Consider the following 15,414-nt stretch of genomic DNA (forward strand, 5'->3'; position numbering starts at 1 on the left):
TCCGCGCCGGAGGGGTTAGCCTGGGTGCATGTCCGAACTGCGCATGGTCGAACTCTCCGCTGCGACGATCGTCGCCGTGAACAACCTGTCGCTCAAGCCCGGACAGGAGCAGTTCCTCGCTCCCGTCTCGTACGGGATCGCGGCCACGGTCATCAATCCGAAGACGTCCTGGCAGCGGGTGATCCTCGACCGCAACGAGGTCGTCGGCTTCGTCAGCGCGAACTTCGACGACGAAGCGCCGGAGGAGCACTTCCGCTCCGTGCTGTGGCGCATCAACGTGGACGCCGACGATCAGGGACGCGGCGTCGGCCGGTATGCGGTCGAGTCCCTCATCGACGAAGCCCGCGCACGTGGTGTCGACCACGTCAACGTGATCTACGAGGCCGGAGAGGGCGGTCCGGAGACGTTCTTCCACCGCGTCGGGTTCACGCCCGTCGGCGAGACCGCCTACGGCGAGGTCATCGCCGAGATCCGAGTCACACCCTAGACCGGCGGCGGGGTCTCGAATCCCCTCCCCCATCGAGACCTCGTCGCCCTCGGCTGCGGGACCGCTCCCACGCACCTTCGGGGCCGCGTGCGCCTCGCGTGGTCAGCGATCGCTGCGGGGCGGGTCTCCTCGGCGCCCTCGCGAGGCCCAGTTGGTCAGCGCCGAAGCCGCAGAGGCCGCCGCTCGTTCGATCGCCTCGGTCGAACGAGCGATGGCATCCTGAGCCGCGTCCTGCCACGCGGGCGCCGCCGGCACCTCTCCCGCCTTGACCCGGGCCGCGTGCTCGGCGACCTCGAAGGCACTCGCGAGCGCCGCCACCGCATCCCGGTACGCGGCGTACTCGGCGGGTGTCGGCCGATCCCCGAGCCCGCGTCGGAGCTCGCTCGCCCGCTCCGACGCACGCAGATACGCGACCGTCGCCGGCTGCTTGACGTCGGTCATCTCGGGATAGGCGATCTGGCGCGCGGGGTCGGTCTCATAGACCATCCACCGGGCGACCACCGCATCATGCGTGGAGCGCAACCGGTCGAGGGGACGGGGAGCGGAAGCCGCGGGAACAGCGGCTCTTGCGGCGTGGAGCCTCGCCTGCTTGGCCTTGACGTCGGCCGCACACGCTTTGGTGTCGCGCTCGACGTCACGCAGCATGCGTCGGGAACTAGCGACCTGATCGGGGGACGCCCGCCGCGCCGCGCGCTCCGCCACGACCCTGGCATGATCGGCGCGGGCGACCTTGAGCGCCGCGCGCCTCTCGACGAGTGCAGCCTGGGCCATCCGGAGGTCGTGCCGCGCCGCATCGACCTCGAGGCGCCGCCCGCTCATGGTGCTCCGCCTGCGCAGGCCGATCCAGCCGACCGTTCCTGCCGCGGCCGCGGTCGGCGCGAGCCACCACCACTCGGCGGCGAGCAGCAACGGGTCCATGATTCGATGCTACCGAGCCTGCGCGTCCGCCGAACCCCTTGCGCGGAGGCTCCGAGACGGACCTCCTCCGCTGCGGGCCCGGGGCGTGCCCGGGTCCGCAGCGGAGGAAGCGACGACATCATCAGACCAGTGTGCCCTGCCACGCTGCATGCAGCTGGGCGAACTTGCCCGTGCCTCCGATCAGCGCCTCGGGACTGTCGTCCTCGATGATCTTCCCGTGCTCCATCACCAGCACCCGATCGGCGATCGCGACGGTCGAGAGTCGGTGCGCGATGATGATCGCCGTGCGGTCCTTGAGCAGCGTCTGCAGCGCGTCCTGGATGAGACGCTCCGACGGGATGTCCAGCGATGCCGTCGCCTCATCGAGGATCAGCACCGCCGGGTCGGCCAGGAACGCCCTCGCGAACGAGATGAGCTGTCGCTGTCCCGCAGAGACCCGTCCACCGCGCTTGTTCACATCGGTGCCGTACCCGTCTGGAAGCGACGAGATGAACTCGTCCGCCCCGACGGCCTTCGCCGCCGCACGGATCTCCTCGAGCGAGGCATCCGGCTTGCCGAGGGCGATGTTGTCGGCGACCGTGCCGCTGAACAGGTAGGCCTCCTGCGTGACCATCACGATCGCGCGGCGGAGGTCCTTCGGGTGCAGCGAGCGCAGGTCCACTCCGTCGAGTGTGACGCGTCCTTCCGAGGGGTCGTAGAACCGCGAGATCAGTTTCGCGAGCGTCGACTTGCCCGCGCCCGTCGTGCCCACCAGAGCGATCGTCTCGCCGGCGGGGATGTCGAGCGAGAAGTTCGGGAGGATCGTCTTCTCGCCGTTGTAGCCGAAGGTCACCTCGTCGAACCGGATGTGGCCGCGGGACTCCCAGAGGTCGACCGGCTTCTCGGGGTCCGGCACCGTCGGCACCTCTTCGAGCACACCCGACACCTTCTCCAGCGCAGCCGTCGCCGACTGGTAGGAGTTCAGGAACATCGCGATCTCCTGCATCGGCGCGAAGAAGTTGCGCACGTAGAGCACCGCCGACAGCAGCACGCCCACCGTGAGTGCGCCTTCGGAGACACGGATCCCACCCCAGAGCACCACGATGCCGAGGACCAGCGCGGCGACGCCCATCAGCCCGGGCTCGAACGTCCCGAACAGCAGCATCGATCGACGGTTCACATCGCGGTAGTCGCCCGCGATCTCCTGGAACGCTTTGTCGTTGCGCGGCTCCTTGCGGAAGGCCTTCACGGCCCGGATACCGGTCATGGTCTCGACGAACTGCACGATGACCTTCGCGCTGATCACGCGCGACTCGCGGTAGGCGAGCTGCGAGCGCGAGTAGAACCAGCGCATCAGGTAGAACAGCGGCACGCCGCCGATCGCGAGGATCAATCCCGACTGCCAGTCCCAGATGCAGAGGGCGATGAACGTGAACACACCGAACAGCACGCCCGAGACGAGCTCGTTCAGTCCACCGTCGAGGAGTTCCTTGATCGAGTCCAGGTCACTGGTCTGGCGCGAGATGATGCGGCCGGACGTGTAGGACTCGTGGAACTCCAGGCTCAGGCGCTGAGTGTGCAGGAAGATGCGCTTGCGCAGATCGAGCAGCACCGCCTGGGTGAGCTTGGCGGCGATGATCACGTACCAGGCGATCAGCACCGCGGCCAGCGCTCCGGCGAGCAGGTAGATGCCGCCGATCATGAAGGTCGGCATCCAGTCGGCCTGCTTCACCGCGGCCGGCAGCGCACGGTCGAGCCCGATGCTGATCAGGATCGGTCCGGCGACCTGCAGCGCGGTCGAGACGATCAGCACCGCAGCGGCCAGCACGATCTGCAGCTTCAGCGGGCGGACCAGGGAACCGAGCAGTCGGAGGGACCGACGACGGATCTCCTTGCTCTCCTCGCGGGTGTACTCGGAACGGTCCTCGTTCTGGGTTCCGGTGATGGCGGAGCTCATCGCTGCACCTCCTTCTCGATGATCGGGTCTTCGTCCGCGGCCTGCTTCGCGAGTCCCTCACGGACCTCTTCGGCGACCGCGAGCTGCTCGTCACGGATGATCGGGATCGCTCCGGTCCGCGCCGCCTCCTCCGCTTCCAGGCTGGAGATGACATGCCGATAGTGCCGGCTCGTCTTCAGAAGCTCGGAGTGGGTGCCGACCGCGGTCACGCGCCCACCCTCGAGCAGGGCGACCCGGTCCGCGAGTGCCACCGTCGACGGGCGGTGCGCGACGATCAGGGCCGTGGTGTCGGCGAGGACGTGCCGGAGCGCCTCCTCCACGAGCGCCTCGGTGTCGACGTCGAGCGCCGACAGCGGGTCGTCCAGCACCAGCACCTTCGGCTTCGCCGCCACCGCGCGGGCGAGGGCCAGCCGCTGACGCTGACCACCGGAGAGGCTGAGCCCCTCCTCACCGATCACGGTCTCGACGCCCTCGGGGAGCGCATCGACGAACGACGCTTGAGCGACCTCGAGGGCTTCGCGGAGCACCCGCTCCCCCTCTTCGCTGTGCACGTCGAGTTCGGCGCGGCCGAGCAGCACGTTCTCGCGGACGGTCGCCGAGAACAGCGTCGCGTCCTCGAACGCCATGGCGATGTGCTGGCGGAGCTCGGCGAGCGGGAGGTCTCGCACATCGACGCCGTCGAGCGTGACCCTTCCCCCGGTCACGTCGTACAGACGCGTCGGGAGCGTGGTGAGCGTGGTCTTCCCGCTGCCGGTGAGCCCGACCAGCGCCATGGTCTCCCCGGGACGCAGGACCAGGTCGATACCGTCGAGCAGATCCCGCTCGTGCGAACCGGCGTCCTGGTAGCGGAAGTGCGCGTTCTCGAACGCGAGCTCTCCGCGCGGATGCGCGATGTGCACCGGGTTCTCCGGGTCGGTGATGGTGTTGGTCTCGGAGAAGATGTCGAACACGCGATCGGTGGCCGTGCGGGCGTCGAGCATGAACGAGAACAGGAAGCCGATCGACTCGATGGGCCAGCGCAGCACGACGGCCATCGCGAAGAAGGCGAACAGCTGAGCCTCATCGATCTGCCCCTGCGAGATCAGCCAGATCCCGGACATCAGGCTGAGACCGAACGCGATCTGCGGCATGAGGTCGAGCCAGAACCAGATCGACGCGATCGCGCCGGCCTTGCTCATCTCGGTCTCGCGGAGCGTCTCGGCCTGGCGGCTGAAACGGCTGAGCGCATGCTTTCCGCGCCCGAACGCCTTCAGCACACGGATGCCGTGCACGCTCTCCTCGACGCTGGTCGCGAGATCGCCGGCCTGATCCTGGCTGCGACGGGTCAGGGCGCCGTAGCGCTTCTCGAACAGGTAGCCGCGGATCCACAGCGGGATCGCGGTCACCAGGAAGATCGCACCGAGCAGCCAGTGCCACCGGAACAGCAGGATCGAACCGATGATGATCGTGAGCACGTTGACGACGAGCAGGACCAGCCCGAAGGCGAGCCAACGGCGGATGAGACCGATGTCCTGCATCATGCGGCTGAGCAGCTGGCCGGAGCCCCAGCGGTCGTGGAACGACACCGGAAGGGTCTGCAGGCGCGAGTAGAGCTCGGTGCGCATCTTGTACTCGACCTCGGTCGAGGGATTGAGCACGAACTGACGACGCAGCCAGACCATCAGCGCTTCGCCGAGGGCGAGCGCGAAGACGGCCGCGGCGCCCCAGACGATCGCGCTGATCTCTCCCGACCGGACCGGGCCGGAGATGATCTGTTCGAGGACGATCGGGATCATCAGGGCGATGAGCGCGGCGATGAGCGCACTGGCGGCACCGCCGGCGAGCCGCCAGATGACGGGCTTCACGAAGGGCTTCAGGCGCCACAGTGCAGCCGGGGTGGAAAGAGTGGAGGAAGGCGAGGAGTTCTGCGCGGAAGGCGAGGAGGACATGTCTCTCAGATGAGTTTCGTATGGAAAGCGAGTGCGAATGGGGTCGGATGCGAGAGCGGACTCCTGGAGTCCGGCATCCGGTGCGGAAGAAAGGGAGCGGGGCGGCGCTAGAGGAGCGGCCGTGCCGGGTTCGAGCCGAGAGCTGCGATCCGCGCGGTGGCGATCGATGTCATGGTGTCCTCCTCAGGGCTCGGCGGTGTCGTCCGGTCGGCGCGACAGCCCACCAGCCTATTGCTGTGAACCAGCTGAAAGCAAGAGTCATTCCCGATTCGTCGAGGGAGGTTCGACGAATCGGGACGATCCCGGGACCGCGGTCGACTCACCCGCCGATCGACTCCCGCGCCAGCAGGCTCTCCTTCACGCTCAGTCCCCAGGCGAATCCGCCGAGACTGCCGTCCGTCCGCAGCACCCGGTGGCACGGCACGAAGAGCGCCGGGGCGTTGCGTGCGCAGATCGACGCCGCCGCCCGGACGGCGTTCGGATTGCCGAGCCGCGCAGCGAAGCCGGTGTAGGTGAGCGGAGCGCCGGGTTCGATCGCACGCAGAGCCGACCATCCCGCGAGTTGGAGCGCGGTGCCGGTCTGCGCGACCGCGACCGTGTCGATCGCCGACAGATCGCCGCCGTAGTAGGCCCGCGCCGCGGCTGCCGCATCGGTCTCGCCCTCGCGCACGTGCACGGGACGGTTCGCCGCCGAGAGCCGCCCGAGGATCGCCTCGACATCGGAGGTCCACCCGGAGGCGAGCACGCGCTGCCGGTCGTCGGTGAGGATCGTGAAGGCCCCGTCCGGGGTGTCGATGGTCTGGATGAGAGCGGTCATGAGGTCTCCTTCGAGGTCGTGTGATCGGTGCGAGGGGGACGCGTCGGGGGTGCCGCACGCCGGGTCCTCGCCGGGCGCACCGGCGCGGCGCGCCAGAGGTGTGCGCTGAGGTAGCTGCGCCAGGGAGCGGCGCGCTCCGCCCAGGCGGTGAGCGCCCGCGCCTCTCCGGGGATGCCGGAGGCCGCCGCGCCCGCCCGCAACGCGACATCGCCGGGAAGAAGGATGTCGGGGTCACCGAGAACCCGCATGCGCACGTAGTCGGCCGTCCAGGGTCCGATGCCGGGCAGCGCCAGGAGCCGCTCCCGCTGCATCGGACCGTCGTCACCGACCGTGAGGGTGAGCGAGCCGTCGGCGAGGGCGGCGGCAGCACCCGTGATCGCCCGGATGCGCGCGGCCGGGCCACGGAGCACCTCGGCGCCGTGCTCCGCGATGGCCGCCATGGTCGGGAACAGCAGCCCGTCGTCGGTCCGCTCCCCCAGGGCCTCGGTCAGCGCCGTCAGCGCCGTGCGGGCGGCGACCACGGTGATCTGCTGCCCGATCATGGCGCGGATGAGCATCTCATGGGGGTCGGCCGATCCAGGCACCCGGATGCCCGGTGTGCGGGCCACGAGCGGGGCGAGCTCGGGATGTGCGGACAGCGCCTGATCGATCGCCAGCGGATCGGCGTCGAGGTCGAAGAGGCGACGTACGGTCGAGACCAGCGGTGCCAGGTCCCCAAGCCGGGCCACCCGAGCACGCAGATGCACGCCCGATCGCTGATCCTGCCGCACCTCGAACCAGGCCGCACCTCCGGCCAAGCGCAGGTGCCGGGAGAACGACGCCTCGGAGACCGCTTCGACGCCGGGCACCGCGCGCGCCGCCATCCACGCGAAGATGCCGCTCGCGTCGAGCGGACCACGGTACGGCAGCACGAGGTCGATCGCCCCCGGGGTCGACGTGGCCGGCGTCCGGCGTCGTGCGCGGAGCTCGCCGGGGGTGAGGTCGAACACCTCACGGATCGTCTCGTTGCACTGCCGGATGCTGGCGAAGCCTGCCGAGAAGGCCACATCGGAGATCGGCATGTCGGTGCCGACCAGCAGCATCCGCGCCGTGTGCGCGCGATGCGCCCTCGCGAGGGCCAGAGGCCCGGCCCCCAGTTCGGCGCTGAGCAGACGGGTGAGGTGCCTGCTCGAGTATCCGAGACGCGCGGCCAAACCGGGGACGCCCTCCCGTTCCACGACACCGTCGGAGATCAGCCGCATCGCCCGTGCCGCGGTGTCGCCGCGCAGGTTCCAGTCCGGTGATCCGGGAGCAGCTTCGGGCAGGCACCTCTTGCACGCGCGATAGCCCGCTTCGTGTGCAGCTGCACTGGTCGGATAGAACGTCACGTTCTGCGGTCGGGGCGTGCGTGCGGGGCAGCTCGGACGACAGTAGATCCCGGTCGAGCGCACGGCCGTGACGAACTGCCCGTCGAAGCGGGTGTCTCGGGCGCTGATCGCACGATAGCGCTCGTCGAAGTCGGTCACGGGGAAGCTCATGCCTCCACCCTGTCACGACCCACCGACCTCGACTGGCGGAAATCGGACATGGCTGTGGAACGCTCTTGCGCCGAGACCCCCGCGCACCGCCGGGACCCCCGCCTGCACACGTCGACAGGCGGGGGTCTCGGCGGGCAGCGGGGGTCTCGGCAAAGGGGCGGGCAGGCGGGCGGGCGGGGTCAGCCGCGCAGGTACACCGTCGCGGTCTCGGTGTAGAACTCCCGGGCCGCGCCGCCCTGCTCCTTCGGGCCGAGGGCACTGGCACCGCTCCCCCCGAACGGCACGTGCAGGTCGGCGCCGGCCGAAGCCGAGTTGACGTGCACCACCCCGACGCGGATGTCCTCGATCGCGCTGAGCGCTTCGGCCAGTCCGGTCGTGAACACGGCGGTCGAGAGTCCGTACTCGCTGTCGTTCACGAGCGCGATGCCTTCCGCGGTGGATGAGACGCGGCGGACCCCGATGACCGGGCCGAAGAGTTCCTCGGTCCACAGCTCGCCCGGATCCGCCTCGTTCAGCTCGAAGATCGACGGGGGGATGAAGTACCCCTCGGCGAGCTCACCGGAGGAGTACGGCCCGGCGTCGACGACCGCTCTCGCCGTGGTCCGGGCGCGCACCAGAGCGGCGGCCACGCGATCGCGCGCTCGGGCATCGACCACGGGGCCCACCTCGACACCCTCGTCCTGCGCGTCGCCCACGACCATCCGCTCGGTGCGGATCGCGAGTCGTCGCAGGAACTCGTCCGCCACAGCCTCGTGCACGATCACCCGGGAGGTCGCGGTGCACTTCTGTCCGGCCGCGCGGAAGGCTCCGACCGCCACCTGCTCCACCGCGACGTCGAGGTCGGCGTCGGCGAGGACGAGAGCCGCGTTCTTCCCACCGAGCTCCCCCTGGAACGGGATGCCGCGGGCGGCGAGCTGCGCGGCGATGATCCTGCCGACCTTCGTGGAACCGGTGAACGTGACGGCATCCACGTCGGGATGCGACACGATGGCCTCCCCCACGCCGGCGTCACCGTTCACGAGGTTCAGGACGCCCTGCGGAAGCCCGGCCTGCTCGAGCGCCTGAGCGAACCGCATCGCGAGCAGGGGGACGAAGGTCGCCGGCTTCCAGACCACCGTGTTCCCCCAGACCAGGGCGGGGGCCAGCTTCCAGGCCGGGATCGAGATCGGGAAGTTGAACGGGGTGATGGCCCCGATCACCCCGACCGGACGACGGATGACGAGGATGCGCTCTCCGGGACTCGGCGACTCGAACAGGCCGCCGCTCTGACGCTCGACCTCCTGCGCGTGGAAGCGGAGGATGTTCGCGGCATGCCCGGTCTCGCCGATCGCCTCGACGAGCGTCTTCCCTTCCTCCCGCGCGAGCTCGCGCCCCCACTCCTCGCGATTCGCGTGGATGATGTCGGCCGCTCGCAGCAGGACCGCGGCCCGCGCCCTGGCGGGAGTCCGGCGCCATCCGTCGAGTGCGGCTCGTGCACCGGCGAAGGCACGGTCGACGTCGGCCGCGGACGCGCCGGGGCCCCGCCCGACGATGTCGCCGGGTCGGCTCGGGTTGACATCGACCAGGAGCGGTCCCTCGCCGGTGACCCAGGTCCCGTCGATGAAGTGTCGGAGATCGTACGTGGTGGCCATCATGCTCCTTCGGAGTCGGTGCTGCGGAACGCGGAGAATCCGGTGATGTGCGCCCCGAGCACGAGCGTGTGCACCTCGTCGGTGCCCTCGTAGGTACGGACGGACTCGAGGTTCGCGGCGTGACGCAGCGGCGAGTGGTCGCCGGAGATGCCGTTGCCGCCGAGGATCGTCCTCGCCTCACGCGCGATCGCGATGGCCGCTCGGGTGTTGCTGAGCTTCGCGACCGAGATCTGATGCGGCTCCAGTCGCCCGGCGTCCTTCAGCCGTCCGAGTCGCAGGGCGACCAACTGCGCCTTCTCGATCTCGACCGCCATGTCGACCAGCTTCTGCTGGGTGAGCTGGAACGCGGCGATGGGCTGGTTGAACTGGATGCGCGACCGGGCGTATGTCAGCGCCGCGTCGTAGCTGTCGCGCGCGGCACCGATCACCCCCCAGCCGATGCCGTACCGCGCCTCGTTCAGGCACGAGAACGGCGCACGCAGCCCCCGCGCCCCCGGCAACCGGGCATCGGCGGGCAGCCTCACATCCGTCATCGTGATGTCGCACTGGATCGAGGCCCTCATCGACAGCTTCGGGGCGATGGGCGTCGCCACGAAGCCCGCCGTGTCCGTCGGGACGAGGAAGCCGCGCACCCCCTCGTCCGTCTGCGCCCAGATGATCGCGACCTGGGCGATGGAGGCGAGCCCGATCCAGCGCTTCGCGCCGTTGAGCACCCAGCCGTCTCCGTCGCGACGGGCGAAGGTGGTCATGCTGGAGGGGTCGGATCCGGAGTTGGGCTCGGTGAGGCCGAAGCAGCCGATGACCTCTCCCCGCGCCATCCGCGGGAGCCACTCCTGCTTCTGCTCTTCGCTGCCGTGCTTGTGGATCGCGCTCATCGCGAGCGAGCCCTGCACGGAGACGAAGGTGCGCAGACCGGAGTCGCCCGCCTCGAGCTCCATCGCTGCGATCCCGTACTCGACGGCGCTGCGGCCGCCGCATCCGTATCCGTCGAGGTGCATGCCCAGCACGCCCAGCTCGGCGAGCTCCGGGACGAGCTCGGTCGGGAAGACGGCGCGGTCGTACCAGTCCGCGATGTGGGGGCGGATGCGCGTGTCGACGAAAGCGCGCACGCGGTCGCGCGTGGCCCGTTCGTCCTCGGTGAGGAGCTCGTCGAAGTCGAGCAGGTCGGGAACGGTCATGCGGCGGCCTCCTCGGCGACGACCGTGCGGATGGATGCGGTCAGGATGTCCAGGCCGGCCTCCAGGACAGCCTCTTCGATCACCAGGGGCGGGAGCAACCGGATGACGTTGCCGTGCGTGCCGCAGGTGAGGGCGATCACGCCCGCCGCATGGCATGCCGCAGCGACCCGCTGGGCGAGGTCGCTGCGAGGGGCGAGCGTTCCCGGATCCGCGAACTCGACGGCCATCATCGCACCGCGCCCGCGGACCTCGGCGACCACGGCGAGTTCGTCGACCAGGGGCTCGAGATGCCGACGGATCGAGCGCTCGATACCGGTCACCCCCGGCAGGAGCCCCGGATCGTCGAGCACCTCGAACACGGCGAGCGCAGCCGCGCACGCCAGCGGATTACCCGCGTAGGTGCCGCCGAGCCCGCCGGGATGGGCGGCGTCCATGATGTCCGCACGCCCCGTCACGGCGCTCAACGGCAGGCCACCTCCGAGCGCCTTCGCAGTGAGGGTGATGTCACCGGCGACGCCCTCGTGCGCGCTCGCGAACAGCATCCCGGTGCGGCCGAGTCCGGACTGGATCTCGTCGACGACGAGGACTATCCCGTAGGCGTCGGTGATCCGGCGGAGGCCGGGGAGGAACCCGGGAGCCGGAACGACGAAGCCGCCCTCGCCCTGGATCGGTTCGACGACCAGGGCGGCGAAGTGCTCCGGGCCGTGCTCCGCGATGAGCCGCTCGATCTCGGCGAGGGCCGCATCCGCCCCCTGCCCGCGCAGCGGATTCGCGTTGGGGGCGCGGACCACAGCCTCGGGGAAGGGCCCGAAGCCCGTCTTGTACGGGTGTTCCTTCGCGGTCATCGCCATCGTCAGGAGCGATCGACCGTGGTACGCCTCATCGATCACGAGCACGGCGGGACGACCGGTGTGGGCCCGCGCGATCTTGACGGCGTTCTCCACGGCTTCGGCGCCGGTGCTGAACAGCGCGGTGCGCTTGTCGAAGTCACCGGGGGTGTGCTCGTTCAGCCACTCCGCGACGCGGACGAAGCCCTCGTACTCGGTCACCATGAAGCACGTGTGCGTGAACCGGTCGAGTTGCGCGGCGACCTCGGCGCGCACGACCGGGTTCGCCGCCCCCACACTGGTCACCGCGATGCCGGATGCGAGGTCGATGAGGGTGTTCCCGTCGACGTCCTCGAGCGTCGAGGTGCCGGCTCGCTCGATGAAGACCGGGAGGGTGATGCCGAAGCCGGAGGCGACGGCGGCTTCGCGCTGGGCATGGAGCTCGCGTGACCGGGGTCCGGGGATCTCGGTGCGCAGGTGAGGAACAGTCGTCATGGGCTCGACGCTAGAAGCTCAGACGCCCGAGCGGACGAACACTTCGCCCAGTCTTGGCAGACTCACTGTGCATCCCGCACACTGGATGCATGGTCTCCCTCGGCGAACTGGTCAGCACGGCGGGCACCGCGCTGCGCCCGCTCGCGCCGTTCGACGCCGCGCGGACGATCACGGGCGTGCACGTGTCGGAGCTCGACGATCCCGGCCGCTACCTGGACGGCGGAGAGCTGCTGCTCACCACGGGCATCCCGCTGCGCAGCCGACCGATGGACGCCTATGTGGATCGACTCGATGCGCAGGACGTCGGTGCGATCGGGATCGGCCTCGGCGAGGGCTGGGACGATCCTCCGGCCGCGCTCGTCGACCGATGTCGGACGCTCGGCATCCCGGTGTTCGCCGTCCCGGACGGCGCGCCCTTCCTCGATGTCTCGCGGGCGTTCTGGTCGATCACCGGACGGGGCGGACAGGATGAGGCGCTGCGCACCGCCCACACGCACACGCGACTGGTCCAAGCCGCGGCCGGCCGCGATCCCGTCGCCTCGATCCTGCGCCAGATGTCGCAGGCGATCGGCGGATGGGTGGCCTGGCTCCCCTTCGGACCGGGGGCGTCGCTCGGAACACTGCATCCGCCCTCCCTCGAAGGCCTCCTGCCCGCGGTGCGGGTCGATGTCGAGCGATCGCTCCTCCGATCCGGAGTCGAGGCCGCCTCCTTCGTGTCCCAGGGGTCCGCGGTCGTGGCTCACGCGGTCACGGACGGCGAGCACACGCGCGGGGCCCTCGCCATCGGAGCCGGCCGCCCCCTCGCGCGGGCGGACCGTCAGCTCGCCCTCACCGCGAGCGCGCTCCTGCGACTGGTCACCTCGCCGACGGCCGGCACCCGACGAGCCGAAGGGTGGTTCACCGCCCTGGCGCTGCGGGGAGACACAGCCGCGGCGCGCGCTCTGGCGGCCGTCGCCGACCTCGACCTGCCGTTGGAGTTCCGCGTCCTCGTGGGGGCCCCGGATCCGAGCATCTTCTCGGCCGAGTCGGACGGCGTGGTCGTCGCACTCCTCGACCCCGATGAGCACCCCTCCGCCGGGTCCGGAGTGCTCAGCGCTCCGGTCACCCTCGACGACGTCCCCGCCGCGGCCGCTCGCGCGCTGGCCCTGCACCGTCGCGCGCCGGACACCGCTCTCGTGATCGAACCGGAGTCGCGCGCCGCAGGGTGGGCGGACCTGCTCGTGGCGACGGACCCGATGCTGTTGCGCACCGTGACGTCGTATCTCCGGCATCGCCACCAGGCGGAGCGCACCGCCCGGGAGCTCGGGGTGCATCGCAACACCGTCCGCCCCCGCATCGCCGCCGCAGAGAGCCTGCTCGGCGTCACGCTGGACGATCCCGACGTCGCCGCCGAACTGTGGTTGGCGATCCGGGATCGATCCGTCTAGTCGCGGCCGTCGAGCCAGGCCCGCACGCGGGCGTCGTGTTCGCCCAGCCGGGGCGGAGGCGCCACCGACACGGGGATCTCCGGCTTCCAGGTGAGCGGTGACCGGATCTGGCGCGAACGCCGGCCGTCCTCCCCGATCAGCTCCCGGACCGGGTCGAGGCCCAGACGCGTGGCGAGTTCGACGCCCTCGCCCACGGAGTTCACGACCCCCGCGGCGACGCCGATCTCGTTCAGCCGCTCCGCCCAGGCCGCAGCCGTATCCGTGACCAGCGCGCCCTCCAACTCCACGACGAGATCCTCGCGGTTCGCGACACGGTCCGGGTTGCGACGGAAGCGCTCGTCGTCGATGAGCTCCGGCCGACCGAGCGCGGTGACCATCTTCGCGAACTGGGCATCGTTGCCGCAGGCGACCGCGATCGGCGCATCGGCGCAACGCAGCGACTCGTAGGGGGCGATCGACGGATGTCGGTTTCCGAGCCGCCCCGGCTCCGCGCCCGCTCCGAGGTGCGCGGACATCTGGTTCACCAGGGCCGCCTGGAGACTCGAGAGCAGGTTCACCTCGATCCTCGATCCGTGCCCGGTCAGTTCGCGTCGACGCAGCGCGGCGAGGATGCCGATCACCGCGTCCTTGCCGGTGAGCACGTCGACGAGCGCGACCCCCGCCTTCATGGCCTCGCCGTCGGTCTCACCCGTGATGTGCATGAGACCGCCCACCGCCTGCGCGACGAAGTCGTAGCCGGGAAGCGATGCCCCTGCGCCGAGACCAAAGCCGCTGACCGACACCGAGATGAGACGCGGATGGGCCGCCGCGAGCTTCTCCTCATCGAATCCCAGTGCGGCGAACAGTCCCGGCCGGAAGTTCTCGATCACGATGTCGCTGCGGGCGATGAGTTCGAGCGCTCTGTCGCGATCTCCGGCGTCGGTGAGGTCGAGCGTGACCGACTCCTTGCCCCGGTTGGCGGACTCGAAGTACGTCGTCATGCCGGACTCCGCGTACGGCGGCCCCCATGCCCGGGTGTCGTCTCCCGTGCCCGGGCGCTCGATCTTGACCACGCGCGCCCCGAGGTCGGCCAACGTCATCGTCGCCAGGGGCCCGGCGAGCACACGGGAGAAATCGGCGACCACGATGCCGTCGAGCGGTGCGGTCATGCGTGCACCCGCAGCGGGTGGGCGGTGGAGTCCCGCGCGACGACGGAGATCGGGAACTCGACGTCCGTGCCCGGCGCGGCACGCCCCTCGATCAGGTCGATGAGCAGCTCGGCGCAGGCGACCCCGGAGTCTCGAGGCCGCAGATCGATCGACGTGATCGAAGGGGTCAGGAAGGGCAGCGAGGGATGGTCCACGCACGAGACCACCGTGATGTCCTGACCGACCGTCCGCCCCTGTCGCCCGAGAACGGCGGCGACCTCGATCGCACTGGAGTCCGGACCGCAGATGATCACGTCCGTGTCCGGATGCGCCTGGAGGACCCGCTCCGTCGCCACCCTGACGTCGGGCCACGATGCTTCGAAGGAGACGGGGGCGATGACCGGATCGAATCCGCGTGTCGCACACCCCTTCCGATAGCCGGAGACCAGCTGGCGCGACCAGTCGGTGGCGTCGGGCGCGACCAGCAGCACGGGGTGCCGGGCGCCGGTGACATCGATCTCGTCGAGGAGCCGGAGCATGCCCGCCTCATGCGAGGACCACACGACACCCGCCGGCGCGCCGTCGACGTCGTCCGGAAGGTGCTCCTGGGTGACGACGGGGATCCCCGACGCCATCAGCGCCGGCAGCCCGGGGTCACCGGAGAGCGGGTCGCCGATGATGAGTCCGTCGGCGCGGATCGGACGTGAGCGGCCCGACGAGACCGACGGGCTCACGATCGTCACGTCGATGTCGTGCGCGGCCGCGCTGGTGACGATACCGAACGTGAAAGCCATGTAGTACGCCGACCGCGACACGACCTCAGGAAGCACGATGCCGATCGTGCCGATGCTGCCGCCGCGCAGATGCCGGGCCGCGGTGTTCACCGAGTAGCCGAGCTCCGCCGCCGCGGCCAGGACGGCCTCCCTGGTGGGCTGCGAGACGCGCCCGACGCCGCTCAGCGCATCGGACGCCGTGGTCTTCCCGACCCCCGCGCGCCGTGCGACGTCGATCAATCTGACCCGTCGTGGCTCTTGCATGCGGCCGAGTCTAACCACACGGAGCACGTCGTAATCCACTCGAAACACATCAGGTCTTGCGCTGAAACACATTCATCGCATACTTTTGC

General features: G+C 70.1%; 12 protein-coding genes. 2 read left to right on the forward strand and 10 right to left on the reverse strand.

The window, feature by feature from the left end; all coding sequences use genetic code 11:
- The first annotated feature begins 28 nt into the window (after window positions 1-28).
- Entirely contained in the window at window positions 29-487 is a 459-nt protein-coding gene (locus tag KV397_RS12055; protein ID WP_131492478.1) for a GNAT family N-acetyltransferase, read from the forward strand.
- A gap of 102 nt (window positions 488-589) precedes the next feature.
- On the opposite strand, the gene KV397_RS12060 is transcribed toward KV397_RS12055, so the two are convergent.
- The 8 genes from KV397_RS12060 to KV397_RS12095 form a co-directional block, all read right to left on the reverse strand.
- Window positions 590-1,405 (reverse strand): hypothetical protein, encoded by an 816-nt coding sequence (locus tag KV397_RS12060; protein WP_261811362.1) that lies wholly within the window; start codon window positions 1,403-1,405, stop codon window positions 590-592.
- Window positions 1,406-1,526: 121 nt separating this feature from the next.
- Window positions 1,527-3,341, reverse strand: coding sequence for an ABC transporter ATP-binding protein (locus KV397_RS12065; RefSeq protein ID WP_261811363.1), 1,815 nt, complete (start codon window positions 3,339-3,341; stop codon window positions 1,527-1,529).
- The gene (locus tag KV397_RS12070) at window positions 3,338-5,269 is read right to left on the reverse strand and encodes an ABC transporter ATP-binding protein (RefSeq protein ID WP_131492481.1); all 1,932 of its coding nucleotides are present in this window, start codon (window positions 5,267-5,269) and stop codon (window positions 3,338-3,340) included. Before KV397_RS12070 ends, KV397_RS12065 begins: the two co-directional genes overlap by 4 nt.
- Window positions 5,270-5,588: 319 nt before the next feature.
- A complete protein-coding gene (locus tag KV397_RS12075; RefSeq protein WP_261811364.1) occupies window positions 5,589-6,086 on the reverse strand; it encodes a methylated-DNA--[protein]-cysteine S-methyltransferase in 498 nt (165 codons plus the stop codon).
- Window positions 6,083-7,603 (reverse strand): DNA-3-methyladenine glycosylase 2 family protein, encoded by a 1,521-nt coding sequence (locus KV397_RS12080; RefSeq protein WP_261811365.1) that lies wholly within the window; start codon window positions 7,601-7,603, stop codon window positions 6,083-6,085. Before KV397_RS12080 ends, KV397_RS12075 begins: the two co-directional genes overlap by 4 nt.
- 179 nt (window positions 7,604-7,782) lie before the next feature.
- Entirely contained in the window at window positions 7,783-9,237 is a 1,455-nt protein-coding gene (locus KV397_RS12085) for an aldehyde dehydrogenase family protein (RefSeq protein ID WP_261811366.1), read from the reverse strand.
- Window positions 9,234-10,412 (reverse strand): acyl-CoA dehydrogenase family protein, encoded by a 1,179-nt coding sequence (locus KV397_RS12090; RefSeq protein WP_261811367.1) that lies wholly within the window; start codon window positions 10,410-10,412, stop codon window positions 9,234-9,236. The genes KV397_RS12085 and KV397_RS12090 overlap by 4 nt, the downstream gene beginning before the upstream one ends.
- Complete coding sequence (locus KV397_RS12095) at window positions 10,409-11,734, reverse strand: aminotransferase class III-fold pyridoxal phosphate-dependent enzyme (protein WP_261811368.1); 1,326 nt, start codon at window positions 11,732-11,734, stop codon at window positions 10,409-10,411. The genes KV397_RS12090 and KV397_RS12095 overlap by 4 nt, the downstream gene beginning before the upstream one ends.
- Before the next feature lie 89 nt (window positions 11,735-11,823).
- Here KV397_RS12095 and KV397_RS12100 point away from each other — a divergent pair, with 89 nt between their 5' ends.
- A complete protein-coding gene (locus tag KV397_RS12100; protein WP_261811369.1) occupies window positions 11,824-13,161 on the forward strand; it encodes a PucR family transcriptional regulator in 1,338 nt (445 codons plus the stop codon).
- Here KV397_RS12100 and KV397_RS12105 read toward each other — a convergent pair.
- Window positions 13,158-14,309 carry a CaiB/BaiF CoA transferase family protein gene (locus tag KV397_RS12105; protein ID WP_261811370.1) on the reverse strand — a complete coding sequence of 384 codons (1,152 nt, stop codon included), beginning with the start codon at window positions 14,307-14,309 and terminating at the stop codon, window positions 13,158-13,160. The two genes, KV397_RS12100 and KV397_RS12105, sit on opposite strands and share 4 nt — an antisense overlap.
- Window positions 14,306-15,325, reverse strand: coding sequence for a LacI family DNA-binding transcriptional regulator (locus KV397_RS12110; RefSeq protein WP_165875511.1), 1,020 nt, complete (start codon window positions 15,323-15,325; stop codon window positions 14,306-14,308). Before KV397_RS12110 ends, KV397_RS12105 begins: the two co-directional genes overlap by 4 nt.
- Between the last annotated feature and the right edge of the window lie 89 nt (window positions 15,326-15,414).

This window comes from Microbacterium aurugineum, assembly GCF_023101205.1.
Classification (GTDB): domain Bacteria; phylum Actinomycetota; class Actinomycetes; order Actinomycetales; family Microbacteriaceae; genus Microbacterium; species Microbacterium aurugineum.

Excerpts from the sequence above, each read along its gene's own strand:
- KV397_RS12105 (WP_261811370.1), bottom strand. The coding sequence starts at position 14,309 with ATGACCGCACCGCTCGACGGCATCGTGGTCGCCGATTTCTCCCGTGTG.
- KV397_RS12110 (WP_165875511.1), bottom strand. The coding sequence starts at position 15,325 with ATGCAAGAGCCACGACGGGTCAGATTGATCGACGTCGCACGGCGCGCG.
- KV397_RS12090 (WP_261811367.1), bottom strand. The coding sequence starts at position 10,412 with ATGACCGTTCCCGACCTGCTCGACTTCGACGAGCTCCTCACCGAGGAC.
- KV397_RS12095 (WP_261811368.1), bottom strand. The coding sequence starts at position 11,734 with ATGACGACTGTTCCTCACCTGCGCACCGAGATCCCCGGACCCCGGTCA.
- KV397_RS12075 (WP_261811364.1), bottom strand. The coding sequence starts at position 6,086 with ATGACCGCTCTCATCCAGACCATCGACACCCCGGACGGGGCCTTCACG.
- KV397_RS12080 (WP_261811365.1), bottom strand. The coding sequence starts at position 7,603 with ATGAGCTTCCCCGTGACCGACTTCGACGAGCGCTATCGTGCGATCAGC.
- KV397_RS12060 (WP_261811362.1), bottom strand. The coding sequence starts at position 1,405 with ATGGACCCGTTGCTGCTCGCCGCCGAGTGGTGGTGGCTCGCGCCGACC.
- KV397_RS12070 (WP_131492481.1), bottom strand. The coding sequence starts at position 5,269 with ATGTCCTCCTCGCCTTCCGCGCAGAACTCCTCGCCTTCCTCCACTCTT.
- KV397_RS12085 (WP_261811366.1), bottom strand. The coding sequence starts at position 9,237 with ATGATGGCCACCACGTACGATCTCCGACACTTCATCGACGGGACCTGG.
- KV397_RS12055 (WP_131492478.1), top strand. The coding sequence starts at position 29 with ATGTCCGAACTGCGCATGGTCGAACTCTCCGCTGCGACGATCGTCGCC.
- KV397_RS12065 (WP_261811363.1), bottom strand. The coding sequence starts at position 3,341 with ATGAGCTCCGCCATCACCGGAACCCAGAACGAGGACCGTTCCGAGTAC.
- KV397_RS12100 (WP_261811369.1), top strand. The coding sequence starts at position 11,824 with ATGGTCTCCCTCGGCGAACTGGTCAGCACGGCGGGCACCGCGCTGCGC.